Here is a 12,584-nt window from a genome sequence, read left to right on the forward strand (position 1 = left end):
GGCCGATAACAACAGGCGAAAGATGCTGCGTGTACTGCTCGTCACCGACACCGACAAACCCATCGGCGAGCTGCGCGACGCCCTCGCGCGGCTCGGCTATGACATGCTTGCCGAAACCGCGACACCTGAAGCGTTGCATCGTGTCGTCCAGAGCGAGCGGCCTGATGTGATCATCATCGATACCGAATCGCCCTCCCGCGACACGCTCGAACAACTCGCGGTGATGAACGCCACGGCGCCGCGCCCGGTCCTGATGTTCAGCCCCGATGCAAACCAGCAGCTGATCCGCGACGCGGTAGGCGCAGGCGTGACGGCGTATCTGGTCGAAGGTCTCGCGACGGAGCGTCTCGCGCCGATTCTCGAAGTGGCGCTCGCCCGCTTCGCACAGGAATCGCGGTTACGCGAACGTCTTGCGCAGGCGGAAAACGAACTGGCCGAACGCAAGCTGATCGATCGCGCGAAACGCCTGCTGATGGATCAGCAGAAAATGACCGAAAATGCCGCTTACGCCACGCTGCGCAAGCGTGCGATGAACCAGGGCGTCAAACTCGCCGAGGTGGCGCGTCAGCTGATCGCGTCGGCGGAATCGTCCCAATGATGGCTCGCTCATGAACGCACCTACTCAACACGCCAGTTCCAACGCATCGGAGCGGCTCGAGAAAACGCATCTGCGGCTTGGCTTTGTCGCACTAAGCGACGCAGCGCCGCTCGTCGCGGCCAAGCTGCTCGAATTCGGTCACGCCCACGGCCTGACGCTCGAACTCTGCCGGCAGCCTTCGTGGGCCGCCGTGCGCGACAAGCTGCTCTCCGGCGATCTGGACGCGGCGCACGCGCTCTACGGGCTCGTCTACGGCATCCAGCTCGGGCTTGGCGGTCCGCAAACGGATATGGCCGTGCTGATGGTGCTCAACCGCAATGGTCAGGCGATCACCGTATCGAACCGGCTTGCCGCCGCGCTCGACGAGCACGGCACGCTACCGGCCGCACTGCGCACGCTCGGACGCAAACCGGTTTTCGCGCAGACGTTCCCCACGGGCACGCATGCGATGTGGCTGTATTACTGGCTCGCCGCGCAAGGCGTTCATCCGTTGCGCGATATCGAAAGCGTCGTTATTCCCCCGCCCCGGATGGTCGGCGCGCTCGCGGAAGAAAGGCTCGATGGCCTGTGCGTGGGCGACCCGTGGAATGCCGTTGCAGAAGCGCAAGGTGTGGGCCGCACCGCCGCTTACAGCAGCGAAATCTGGCCGGATCATCCGGAGAAAGTGCTCGCGTGCAGGCGCGATTTTGTCAGCGCGCACCCCAACACCTCACGCGCGCTCGTGCAAACCATGCTCGAAGCGTGCCGTTGGCTCGATGACGCCGGTCATCGAAACGAGATCGCGAGAAGACTCGCACAACCGGAATTTCTCGGCGCGCCCCAGGCGCTGATCGCGGCGCGACTGGGAACCGATGCAAGCAGCGCAACACGTCTGCCGGTGCGATTTTTCGAAGGCGGCGCAGTCAACTATCCGCGCGCGTCCGACGGCGCGTGGTTTCTCACGCAATATGAGCGCTGGGGCATGATCGCGCAGCGCGACGATTACACGGCTATTGCTGCTGCAATCAACCAGACGGCGCTTTATCGCGAAGCAGCACAACGCATGGGCCTCGCCGTGCCTGTGCTCGAAGTACCGCAGGTGCTGATCGATGGCCGCGTATGGGACGCAAGCAAGCCGGAAACATACGCGCAAGGGTTCGACATACGGGCTTAGCGCCGCCGCCTGGCCCCTGCACTTTTCCACGACCACAATCAGCGCTTTGTGAGTGCCTTCTCTTTTAGGGCGGACGCTTCGCGATTCCTCGCGGGTGTGCTGCTAGTACGCAAACTTCAGATAGCTTTCCGCATCGGCAAGCGAACCAGCGTCGTTCACCTGCGGCATGTAACGCAGCAATCGTTTCGCGCGCGGACTCAACGACTGGAACACATCGCGCGGCACATCGATATGCACCTCCGGCCGGAAATACCAGCTACGGCTATAACCGATGACAACCATCGGACGCGGCAGCGGTGAACGGTTGGGCGTACCACGATGCAACACCCGCACATCGCGGATCATCACGTCGCCGAGCTTCATCGGCACGGCAACGAGCGGATACTGGCCGCGCCCGTATGCGGTCATCGCCTCTTCCTTGTTGATCCTGTGTGTGCCCAGCGTCGTTTCGAACGGCCCGTTTTCCGCGGTCACGTCGCATAACGGAAAATTGACCGCCAGCTGGAATGATGGCGTTTCCGCTTCGCCCTCGAAAAGTTCTGGCGTATCGCGATGCACGTCCTGGTAAGTGGAACCGGCAAGCGGAGTATCGGTAGCAAGCTGACACATCGCAGGATCAGGCCCGGCAACCCGCTCGACGATCGCGAGCACATCGGGATCGCAGAAAATGCGCTCGTCCGCAAAGACGCCGACGAACGGAAGCGTAATGTAGTGACGATTTTCGCCTCGCACCGCAGTCGCCTTTGCAGCGATTCTTGCCTGCAGCAGCGGCGAGAACGCGTGTTGCCATGCAGCGAGGATTGCGTGCGGAAAATGATCACGCAATACAACCATGCCGTCGCGTTCGAAATCGCGCACAAATGCGGCGTGCTCTTCAGTGGTGTATCGACTCACGATTGCCTCCATTATCCGTTCATATCCATGCTTATACGGGCAATGCAGCTCTGGCTTCAAGCCCCTTCACTGGCTATCTTCTAGAAATGGCCAATGAAGCGCAGAATATAAGCATAACTGGCAGGAGACAAACATGCGCAAGCTTCGTTCGCAAGGCTGGTTCGGCAGGAATGACAAGGACGGATTCATTCATCGCTCGTGGATGAAAAACCAGGGCATCCCGCACGACGAATTCGATGGTCGTCCGGTGATCGGCATCTGTAATACGTGGTCGGAACTCACACCGTGCAACGCGCACTTTCGCGAGCTCGCCGAGTACGTGAAAAAAGGCGTGCACGAAGCCGGTGGCCTGCCGCTCGAATTTCCCGTGATGTCGCTTGGCGAGACCAATTTGCGCCCTACCGCGATGCTGTTTCGCAATCTCGCCTCGATGGATGTCGAGGAGTCGATTCGCGGCAACCCGATGGACGGCGTGATCCTGCTGGTCGGTTGCGACAAGACCACGCCCGCGCTGCTGATGGGCGCGGCCTCGTGCAACCTGCCCGCGCTCGCCGTCTCCGGCGGCCCGATGCTCAACGGCCGCTTTCGCGGCAGGAACATCGGCTCGGGCACGGGCGTCTGGCAGATGTCGGAGGAAGTACGCGCCGGCACCATGACGCAGGAAGAGTTCACCGAGGCCGAATCGTGCATGAACCGCTCGCGCGGCCACTGCATGACGATGGGCACGGCCTCGACGATGGCGTCGATGGTCGAGTCGCTCGGCATGGGCTTGCCGCACAACGCGGCGATTCCCGCGGTGGACGCGCGCCGTCAGGTGCTCGCGCATCTGGCCGGGCGTCGCATCGTCGACATGGTGCGCGAAGACCTGACGATGGACAAGATCCTCACGCGTCAGGCCTTTGAGAACGCGATCCGCACGAACGCGGCGATTGGCGGCTCGACCAATGCGGTGGTGCATCTGATTGCGCTCGCGAAGCGCATCGGCGTGCCGCTTTCGCTCGAAGACTGGGAGCTTGGGTCGGATGTGCCGTGTCTCGTGAATCTGCAGCCTTCCGGTGAATACCTGATGGAAGATTTCTATTACGCGGGCGGCCTGCCGGCGGTGCTGAGGCAGCTCGGCGAACAGGGGCTGCTGCATCGTGACGCGCTGACCGTGAACGGCAAGTCGATCTGGGAGAACGTCGCCAGCGCGCCCAACTACGACGAGAAGGTCATCACGACGTTCGCCGAGCCGTTCAAGCCGAAGGCTGGCATTGCGGTGCTCAAGGGCAATCTGGCGCCGGATGGCGCGGTGATCAAGCCGTCGGCGGCGACCGCTTCGTTGCTCCAGCATCGCGGCCGTGCGGTGGTGTTCGAGAACATCGAGGAGCTGCACGCGAAGGTGGACGACGATTCGCTCGACATCGACGAGCACTGCATCATGGTGCTCAAGGGCGCGGGACCGAAGGGCTATCCGGGCTTCGCGGAAGTCGGCAACATGCCGCTGCCCAAAAAGGTGCTGGAAAAGGGCATCACCGATATGGTCCGCATTTCGGACGGGCGCATGAGCGGCACGGCGTACGGTGCGGTGGTACTGCACGTGTCGCCGGAAGCGGCGGCGGGCGGCCCGCTCGCCCTGGTGAAGACGGGCGACATGATCGAGCTCGACGTCGCGGCGCGCCGGCTGCATCTGGAGGTGTCCGACGAGGAACTCGCGCGGCGTCGCGCCGAATGGCAGGCGCCGGATCTGCCAGAGCGCGGTTACTACAGGCTCTACGTCGAACATGTCTTGCAGGCGGATCAGGGCGCGGATCTGGACTTCCTGGTCGGATCGAGCGGCGCACCTGTGCCGCGTGAATCGCACTGATTCCTCACTCACGCGCGCGGAACACGACCATGCAAATGCCAGCAATGCAGCCTCCTGGCGGAATGTGGCCCGTGCTGTACGCTTACTTCGACGAGTTCAATCGTCCCGATCGCGATGCAATGCGTGCCCAGGTCGATGCGACGATCAACGCAGGCGCACCTGGCATCGTGATCCTTGGACTCGCCACCGAAGTGCATCGCATGTCGCTTGCCGAAAAACACCAGATCATCGATTGGGCCAGCGAAGACATCGGCGGGCGCGTGCCGCTCGCCGTCACGATTACGGGAGACACGGTCGACGCACAGGTCGCGCTGGCCAGTTATGCCGTCACGCGCGACGCGTCATGGTTGATCCTGCAACCGCCCGCCACTCGCACTGAACCCGAATCGTTCTATTTCAATTTCTTCGCCGACGTGATGCAGCGCGTAGAGGCGCCAGCCGGAATACAGAACGCACCGGAATATCTCGGCGTCGGGCTGTCGGTCGAATCGATCGTCGAGCTTGCACGGCTGCGCGAGAACTTTCGCTGGCTCAAGGGCGAAGGGCCCGCTATCACGATCAGGAACACAATCGATCAGCTACGGGCGCATGGGAAACCGCTTCCCGTCTTTAACGGGCGCGGCGGTCAGGAACTCATCGACAATCTGCGCGCGGGCTGCGCCGGCCTGATCGTGGCACCGGATACGTTCGACAGACAGGTCATCATTCAACGTGCTTTTGCTGCGGGAGAACAAACGCGTGCAGAAGCGCTCTATGCAGACGTACTGCCCACGATCGTATTCGTGATGCAGTCGCTCGATGCGCTGACCTGCTACGGCAAGCGGATCGCGGCATGGCGCATGGGATTTGAAGTGCTGCACGACCGGGGCATCGCGCCGACGGCATTCGGACTCGAATGCGCGCGACGCTTTGCCCGGCAACTGGGGGCTTACGCCTGAACCGTCAAGCGTTCAGGCGTATCGCCGTACCGTCAGAAATTGAAGTTGTCGATATTGCTTGCGTCAAACGTCGTCGGCGGTCCAAGGATGATTTCGCCCTTCGGGCCGATCGTGCGCTTGCCGAGCTTGCCCGCTTCGAACGATTCGCCTTCCTTGCCCGTAATCGTTCCCGAAGCGAGGTTCGCAGCAGCATAGGCGGCGAGATAACCGAGTTGACCCGGATCCCACAGCTGGAACGCCTTCACCGTGCCGTTCTTGACGAACGCGCGCATCTGGTTCGGTGTTCCGAGCCCCGTCACTGCAACCTTGCCTTTACTCGAGGAAGTCGAGATGTAGCGTGCGGCCGCCGCAATGCCGACCGACGTCGGAGCGACGATCGCCTTCAGGTTTGGATACGCCTGCAGCAGACCTTGCGTCTCGACGAACGATTTCTGGTCGTCGTCGTTGCCGTATGCGATCTTCACCAGCTTGAGCTTCGAATACTCCGGCTTTTTCAGCTCTTCCTGCATCCACTTGATCCAGGTGTTCTGGTTGGTCGCATTCGGCGTCGCCGACAGGATCGCGAATTCACCCTCGCCGCCCATCAGCTTCGACACGAGCTGGATCTGACCACGCCCGATACTTTCCGCGTTAGCCTGGTTGACGAAAAGCTGACGTCCATCAGGCGCCGTGTCGGAGTCGAACGTGACGACCTTGATACCCTGCGACATGGCCTTCTTCAGATACGGCACGACCGCGTTCGCGTCGTTCGCGGCGATGACGATCGCGTCCTGCTTCTGCGTGATCAGCGTATTGATGTACTGCACCTGCGACGAGGCACCCGCGTCCGAAGGACCGACCACCTTGCCTATGCCGTGGAATTCCTTGATGCCGGCCATGCCGCCATCATCGGCGATGACTTCGTACGGGTTATTGATTTGCTTGGGCAGAAAGGCAATCTTCAGCCCGCTCTTGAGATCGGCCGCGCCCGCGGCAAAGCTCAAGCCTAGCAGTGCCGCACACAGCGCTGCCGCGCCCGCGCAACGAAGTGGTCTTCTCATGGCATGTCTCCTGGTTATAGTGTCGGGTCTTTTATACCCGGGGTTGTTGATCGTCCTGACGTCTAATCCCTGCTGTGTTATCCAGCTACTGCACAATCAACCCGATCGGGCAATAAAGCGCCGGTCGCGCATCGCGCGCCAGCGTGCGACCAGATTTGGAATAAGCACCGATGCGAGCAACAGCACGCCTGTGACGATCGTCAGCGTTTCGCTGGATACATCGTCGAGCGTCAACGCATTCTTCAGCACGCCGACAATCAGCAGCGATAGCAGCACGCCGTACATCGAGCCGCGCCCGCCAAAAATGCTCACGCCGCCAAACAGCACCGCTGCGATCACCGACAGTTCGAAACCTTCGCCGTTATCGCCGCGTGCGCTCGTAAAACGCAGCGTGTACACAATGCCCGCAAGCGCGCTAAGCACACCCGACGTCACGAACAGACGCAGGCGGATCCTCGCCACATCGATGCCAGAAAACGAGGCCGCCGTGGAATTTGCGCCGATCGCGTAAAGGCTGCGCCCAAAGGCCGTTGCCTGCAGCAACACGGTAAAGACCACGGCGCAGACAATCACGATCAAAAACGGCAGTGGAATAAAGCTCGACCACAGCGTGTTCATGCCGAACGCCGTATACGCAGCGGGAAAATCGGCCACCGCCTGGTCTCCGAGCAGCACATACGCAAGACCGCGAAACAGCGCGAGCGTGCCGATCGTCACCGCAAGCGAAGGCAGATTCAGCTTCACGATCACAAGACCGTTAAGCAGACCGGCCAGCGCGCCGAACACCAGCACCAGCACGATGACGACCGGCATCGGCAATCCCATGTGCCAGAGTACGCCCATCAGCGCGCTCGATGCGCCGAGCACCGAGGCCACGGAAAGATCGATTTCCGCCGCCACGATGATGAGCGTCATAGGCAGCGCCATCAGCGCGATTTCGGTGAGATCGGCGAGCACGTTGCCCAGATTGCCCGCGCTCAGGAATACCGGCGACAGCACGCGCCCAAGAATCAAGGCCAGAATCAATACGACGACAAGCAGCGCTTCCCATTGCAGGGGCGTTTCGCGCCGGCGGGTCAGCAAGGCGGAATCGGGTTTAGCCATGATCGCGTTTCCTCATCATGCGTTTGGCGACAGAGCGTGCGAGCAGCGTATCGGCGGCAATCGCAACGACGATCAGCGCGCCTTCGATGGCTTGCTCCCAGAACGGCGACACATGCAGAACAACGAGCGCGATGCTGATCACCCCCAGCACCAGCGCGCCAAGCGTTGCACCGAGAATGGTTCCGACGCCGCCCGTGATCGCCACACTGCCCACTACCGCTGCCGCCACGACCTGCAATTCGATGCCCTTGGCCGTGCTTGCATCGACGGTACCGAACCGCGCAAGCCACAGCGCGCCGGACAAACCCGCAATCGCACCGCTGATCAGGAAACCCCTTATTACACACCGCTCGACGCTGACGCCGGCAAGCCGCGCGGCCTCCGGATTCGAGCCGACCGCATAGTGCTCGCGGCCGCCGCGAAACTGCTTCAGGTAGACCGACAGACCGACCAGCACGACAGCGGCAATCAGCGCAAGCGACGGCACGCCGAACACTTCCCCCGTCGCAAGCCGCGAGAACGATTCGGGCAGGCTGGTTGCATTGATCTGTCCGCCATGTACCCACGCGTAATCGGCGCCGCGAAAGATGTAGAGCGTCGAGAGCGTTGCCACGAGTGAAGGCACCCGGCCTACCGCCACGAGCAGCGCGTTGATGCCGCCCGCGATGAGACCGATCGCGAGCCCCGCGGCCAGCGCGACGATCACAGGCATGTGCGGAAACGCGACGAAGAGACTGCCCACCGCATAGGCACTCACGCCCACCGTCGACCCCACCGAGAGATCGATGTGCCGCATCAGGATCACGACGGTCATGCCCGCCGTCAGCAAGCTGACGATCGACACGTTCAGCAGGACGTCACGCAGATTCTGCAGATTGAGGAACTGGGGCTTTGCGAGTGCGGTGCCCACCACCAGCAGGATCAGCACGACAAATAGCGTCGTCTCGCGACTCTTCGCGATCGTGCCGATCAGGCCGCCGGCGCCGGGTGTCCGATGTTTCGCCTCAGTGGATTGCATGGGCGCCGCGTGCGTATGGGTTGTCGAATGGCGCATCATGCCGCGTGCCCCAGGTTCACGGTGGACTGGCCCAGCGCCGCGCCCATGATCCGTTCCTCGCTCGCCTCAGCGCGCGAGATGTCGGCGCTGATGCGCCCTTCGTGCATCACGAGCACGCGGTCGGCCATGCCGAGCACCTCTGGCAGTTCGCTGGAAATCATCAGTACCGCCATGCCGTCGCGCACCAGTTCTGCCAGCGCGCCATACACTTCTGCCTTAGCGCCGACGTCAATACCGCGGGTCGGCTCGTCGATGATCAACACCTTCGGATTCGTCGCGAGCCATTTCCCGAGCACCACTTTCTGCTGGTTGCCGCCCGAGAGCGTGCCGACCGGCGCGGACGGATCACCCGCCTTCAGATGCAGCCGCATGCCCCACTGCGTGGCAAGTGTACGTTCGCTCTTCGCGGAAATAAGACCGTGCCTGACGAGCCGGTTGAGTACGGTCATCGACGCGTTACGTGCAATGCTCAGTTCGAGCGCGAGGCCCTGCTGCCTGCGATCTTCCGGCACGAGCGCAAGGCCCGCCAGCACGGCCGCCGCAGGGCGGCCTGCCTTGAGCGGCTTGCCTGCGATATGGATTTCTCCGGCATCGAACGGATCGATACCGAAGATCGCGCGCGCCACTTCGCTTCGCCCGGCACCGACAAGTCCGGCCAGCGCAACGATTTCCCCTGCGCGCACCTCGAACGAGACATCCTTGAAGACACCCGCACGCGTCAGACCGCGCACCGACAGCCGCACTTCGCCTGGCTTCACGTCCGCCTTCGGGTAGAAACTTTCCAGATCCCGGCCCACCATCTTCGCGACGATCGAAGCGGTGTCCAGTTCCGAAGTGGGCGCATCGAACACCTTCGCACCGTCGCGCATGATCGTCACGTGCTGCGTCAACGCGAAAACCTCGTCCAGCCGGTGGGTGATGAAGAGAATCGCGACGTCGCGCTCACGCAGATGCCGCACGATCGTAAAGAGCCGCTCGACTTCCGGCAACGACAACGCCGCCGTGGGTTCATCCATGATCAGCACGTTTGCGTTCAACGACAGCGCCTTGGCAATTTCAATGACCTGCTGGTCGGCAATCGACAGTCCGCGCACCAGTTGATCGGCGCGCAGATCCACACCCAGCGACGCGAGCAGATCGCGCACTTCGCGATACATCGCATCGTATTGAATGCGACCGACGCGGTCCACCGGCTGGCGACCCATGAAAATATTCTCGGCGATCGAAAGATCGAAGAACAGTGTCGGTTCCTGATAGATCACCGCGAGGCCCGCATCGCGTGCTTCGGCGGGTGTCGCGAACTGACGCGGAACACCGTCCACCAGCAGTTCGCCTGAATCCGGTCGATGGACACCAGCCAGAATCTTGACGAGCGTCGACTTGCCCGCGCCGTTTTCGCCGAGCAGCGCGTGCACTTCGCCAGGCCAGAGCGCGAGCCCGGCATCGGAAAGCGCCCGCACACGGCCGAATGATTTGGTCGCATGCTTCAATTCAAGCCGCGGTACGCCGGAAGGTTGTTGCTGCACTGCGTGTCTCCTCCATCTGGCGACGCTGGTTTAGCGTCGCGATAATTCCGTTCAGGCAATCGCGCTAGATGCGGTAGACGCGTTCAGCGTTACGCCTGAAAAGCGCATCTTTCTCTTCCATGCTGGCGCCTTCCACGATCGCGGCATACGCGTTCCACAAATCCGTATAGGAACCGAACAGCCGGTCGACCGGAAAGTTGGATGCGAACATCGCGCGCGAAGTCCCGAACGCGTCGATCGTTTCGAGCACGTAAGGACGCAGGCTTTCAACCGTCCAGCGATGATCGAACATCGCAAGACCGCTGATCTTGACCGCTACGTTCCCGCACGTGGCGAGCAGACGCATGCCATCACGCCACGCACGAAAACCCTCGACACTGCCGCGGTCCACGAACATGCCCGCATGATTGATGATGAACTGCGTGTCCGGATGCGCGTGCGCGAGCGCCACGGCTTCCGTCATCTGCGACGGATAGATCTGCAGGTCGAACGACATGCCGTGATGTCGCAGCAGCGAAAAATTCTCCTGCCAGAGCGGATCGCGCATCAGATGCCGGCCGATATAGTCATAGAGCGGCTTTTCATGAACGTTGAGAATCTGCCGCACGCCACGGGTGTTCGCGAACGCCGCGTGGCCTTCGAGTACCTGCGCGGCGTTCAACGCGGACAGGTCCACTGCCGCGACAATGCCCTGCGGCATGCCGCGTGAGCCGCCTGCATCTGCAACCGCCTGCAGCCAGCGCGTCTCTTCGACCGGATCAGCCGGATCGTGATTCGCCTCGACGTGCACGACCTTTAGCACTTCGATATCGCGCGCATCCGCGTGCAGGTCTTCGACCAGATAATCGTGTTTCAGCTCACGTGCATCGCCGACAAACGACACGCCCGGGTTGGCAAGCCACGGGTAATGATGCGTTTTCAGGTCCCACAGATGAATGTGCGGGTCGACCACTTGCATGGGACACCCTCCGCCCGTTGAAGGTTTAAAGGTCGTTCAGGGAAGATGAAACACCGGCACGAGGGGTTGCTGCAATGGCGAGTGATCGGGCGCCGTCTGCATGATGTCCGCCATGTGATCCCACCATTTGCGCATGATCTCAAGTGCAGGCAACTGGTCCATCGTGTGATCCGCGGGACGGCTGAGCACAGCGAACAGATGATGCGTCTCTTCATCGAGGAAGATCCGGTAGTCGCGCACACCTGCGTTGTGCAGTGCGTCAACAAGCTCCGGCCAGATCTCCCGGTGCCTGCGCTCATATTCTTCGCGCATGCCGGGGTTGAGCATCATCCGGAAAGCCACTGTCTCCATTCCCTCGCGTCTCCAGTTGTGTTCCGCGCTTTCCCGGGCGAAGCGTCTGGAACGACTATAATTCCGGCGTCGATAGCATCTCAATCCGAAGTTGGGATTGGGCGATACTGAAACCGAATCGCACAGGTCCATGAACCACAACGCTTCCACGGTCGCCCTCGTCAACAGGCTTAAGTTCAAACACCTTGCGCTTCTCGTTGCGCTCGACGACGCGCGTAACGTCCATCAGGCCGCCGAAGCCATCAACGTCGCGCAGCCGAGTGCGAGCCGTATGCTTGGCGACATCGAGGAAGCGTTCGGCTTCCTGCTCTTCGAGCGCAACGCCCGCGGCATGCAACCGACGCCGCTCGGTGTCGTCACGCTTGCCTACGCGCGCCGCGCGCTTGCCGAACTCATCCGCTTCGCCGAAGATCTCGACGTCAAGCGCAAAGGCGGTCACGGCCAGCTGACTGTCGGCGCGATCATGGGTGCGGCGCCCGACCTGCTTGCGATGGCCGTCTCCGCGCTCAAGACCGAACGGCCGCTGCTCAACATACGCATACTCGGCGAAACCAGCGACCAGGTCGTGCAGTTGCTGCATCGGCGCGAAATCGATCTTGCGCTTGGGCGGCTGACGAGTCCCTTGCAACACAACGACTTCAACTTCGAACTGCTCGCCCGCGAACCGCTGCTGCTCGTCGTTCGCAGCGCGCATCCGCTTGCCGGCTGCAAATCGGTCACGCTTCGCGAGCTGATCGACTGGCCCTGGGTCGCGCAACCGGTTTCGAGCCCTGCCCGCGTGCTCTTTGAAGAAGAGCTCGCGCGCGCCGGGCTCGCGACGCCCGTGAACCTGACCGAATGCGCGTCGATCTTCGCGACGCTCCAGCTGCTGGAAAACTACGACGCCGTTGCGATGCTGCCGGAATCCGTCGTGCGCGATCACGTGCGCGGCAAACTGCTCGTCGCGCTGCCCGTTGAAATCGGCAAAAGCCTGCCAGGCTTCGGCATTCTCACCCGCAAGGGTGAACCGCTTGCCGAACCGGCGGAGCATTTTGTCGATCTGCTGCGCGGCGTTTCAACGTCGCTTGCGCGCGAGGATGAGGACGCTCACGACAACGCACCGCAACCGGCGCATTGATA

At 61.9% G+C, this 12,584-nt stretch carries 12 protein-coding genes; 5 read left to right on the forward strand and 7 right to left on the reverse strand.

Going from position 1 to position 12,584, the window contains the following annotated elements:
* The first annotated feature begins 22 nt into the window (after positions 1-22).
* Positions 23-598, forward strand: coding sequence for an ANTAR domain-containing response regulator (locus tag LPA34_RS20440; protein ID WP_228981579.1), 576 nt, complete (start codon positions 23-25; stop codon positions 596-598).
* A gap of 10 nt (positions 599-608) precedes the next feature.
* Positions 609-1,751, forward strand: coding sequence for a CmpA/NrtA family ABC transporter substrate-binding protein (locus LPA34_RS20445; RefSeq protein ID WP_228981580.1), 1,143 nt, complete (start codon positions 609-611; stop codon positions 1,749-1,751).
* A gap of 102 nt (positions 1,752-1,853) precedes the next feature.
* Here LPA34_RS20445 and LPA34_RS20450 read toward each other — a convergent pair whose 3' ends face one another.
* Positions 1,854-2,645: a phytanoyl-CoA dioxygenase family protein gene (locus tag LPA34_RS20450; RefSeq protein ID WP_228981582.1), complete on the reverse strand. Its 792-nt coding sequence runs from the start codon at positions 2,643-2,645 to the stop codon at positions 1,854-1,856.
* A gap of 133 nt (positions 2,646-2,778) precedes the next feature.
* Between LPA34_RS20450 and LPA34_RS20455 the strand changes: the two genes are divergently transcribed.
* The gene (locus tag LPA34_RS20455; RefSeq protein ID WP_228981584.1) at positions 2,779-4,491 is read left to right on the forward strand and encodes an IlvD/Edd family dehydratase; all 1,713 of its coding nucleotides are present in this window, start codon (positions 2,779-2,781) and stop codon (positions 4,489-4,491) included.
* Between the two features lie 29 nt (positions 4,492-4,520).
* On the forward strand, positions 4,521-5,429 hold the full coding sequence (locus LPA34_RS20460; RefSeq protein ID WP_228981586.1) for a dihydrodipicolinate synthase family protein: 909 nt from the start codon (positions 4,521-4,523) through the stop codon (positions 5,427-5,429).
* Between the two features lie 32 nt (positions 5,430-5,461).
* Here the strand turns inward: LPA34_RS20460 and rhaS are convergent, their stop codons facing one another.
* The 6 genes from rhaS to rhaM form a co-directional block, all read right to left on the reverse strand.
* Positions 5,462-6,469, reverse strand: coding sequence for a rhamnose ABC transporter substrate-binding protein (rhaS, locus tag LPA34_RS20465; RefSeq protein ID WP_228981587.1), 1,008 nt, complete (start codon positions 6,467-6,469; stop codon positions 5,462-5,464).
* A 96-nt stretch (positions 6,470-6,565) separates the two neighbouring features.
* Complete coding sequence (locus tag LPA34_RS20470; RefSeq protein ID WP_228981589.1) at positions 6,566-7,573, reverse strand: ABC transporter permease; 1,008 nt, start codon at positions 7,571-7,573, stop codon at positions 6,566-6,568.
* The gene (locus LPA34_RS20475; RefSeq protein ID WP_228981591.1) at positions 7,566-8,630 is read right to left on the reverse strand and encodes an ABC transporter permease; all 1,065 of its coding nucleotides are present in this window, start codon (positions 8,628-8,630) and stop codon (positions 7,566-7,568) included. Before LPA34_RS20475 ends, LPA34_RS20470 begins: the two co-directional genes overlap by 8 nt.
* Positions 8,627-10,156 (reverse strand): sugar ABC transporter ATP-binding protein, encoded by a 1,530-nt coding sequence (locus tag LPA34_RS20480; protein ID WP_228981593.1) that lies wholly within the window; start codon positions 10,154-10,156, stop codon positions 8,627-8,629. The genes LPA34_RS20475 and LPA34_RS20480 overlap by 4 nt, the downstream gene beginning before the upstream one ends.
* A 64-nt stretch (positions 10,157-10,220) precedes the next feature.
* Positions 10,221-11,114, reverse strand: a complete 894-nt coding sequence (locus tag LPA34_RS20485; RefSeq protein ID WP_228981595.1) for an amidohydrolase family protein — start codon at positions 11,112-11,114, stop codon at positions 10,221-10,223.
* Positions 11,115-11,150: 36 nt separating this feature from the next.
* A complete protein-coding gene (rhaM, locus tag LPA34_RS20490) occupies positions 11,151-11,465 on the reverse strand; it encodes an L-rhamnose mutarotase (RefSeq protein ID WP_228981597.1) in 315 nt (104 codons plus the stop codon).
* A 130-nt stretch (positions 11,466-11,595) separates the two neighbouring features.
* On the opposite strand from rhaM, the gene LPA34_RS20495 reads away from it, so the two are divergent.
* On the forward strand, positions 11,596-12,582 hold the full coding sequence (locus tag LPA34_RS20495) for a LysR family transcriptional regulator (protein ID WP_228981599.1): 987 nt from the start codon (positions 11,596-11,598) through the stop codon (positions 12,580-12,582).
* Positions 12,583-12,584 lie beyond the last annotated feature (2 nt).

The sequence above is a fragment of the Paraburkholderia gardini genome, from assembly GCF_907164575.1.
Classification (GTDB): Bacteria; Pseudomonadota; Gammaproteobacteria; order Burkholderiales; family Burkholderiaceae; genus Paraburkholderia; species Paraburkholderia gardini.

Bases quoted from the DNA above. Each gene is read 5' to 3' on its own strand.
- LPA34_RS20440 (WP_228981579.1), top strand. From the start codon at position 23: ATGCTGCGTGTACTGCTCGTCACCGACACCGACAAACCCATCGGCGAG.
- LPA34_RS20495 (WP_228981599.1), top strand. From the start codon at position 11,596: ATGAACCACAACGCTTCCACGGTCGCCCTCGTCAACAGGCTTAAGTTC.
- rhaS (WP_228981587.1), bottom strand. From the start codon at position 6,469: ATGAGAAGACCACTTCGTTGCGCGGGCGCGGCAGCGCTGTGTGCGGCA.
- LPA34_RS20455 (WP_228981584.1), top strand. From the start codon at position 2,779: ATGCGCAAGCTTCGTTCGCAAGGCTGGTTCGGCAGGAATGACAAGGAC.
- LPA34_RS20485 (WP_228981595.1), bottom strand. From the start codon at position 11,114: ATGCAAGTGGTCGACCCGCACATTCATCTGTGGGACCTGAAAACGCAT.
- LPA34_RS20460 (WP_228981586.1), top strand. From the start codon at position 4,521: ATGCAAATGCCAGCAATGCAGCCTCCTGGCGGAATGTGGCCCGTGCTG.
- rhaM (WP_228981597.1), bottom strand. From the start codon at position 11,465: ATGGAGACAGTGGCTTTCCGGATGATGCTCAACCCCGGCATGCGCGAA.
- LPA34_RS20445 (WP_228981580.1), top strand. From the start codon at position 609: ATGAACGCACCTACTCAACACGCCAGTTCCAACGCATCGGAGCGGCTC.
- LPA34_RS20470 (WP_228981589.1), bottom strand. From the start codon at position 7,573: ATGGCTAAACCCGATTCCGCCTTGCTGACCCGCCGGCGCGAAACGCCC.
- LPA34_RS20475 (WP_228981591.1), bottom strand. From the start codon at position 8,630: ATGATGCGCCATTCGACAACCCATACGCACGCGGCGCCCATGCAATCC.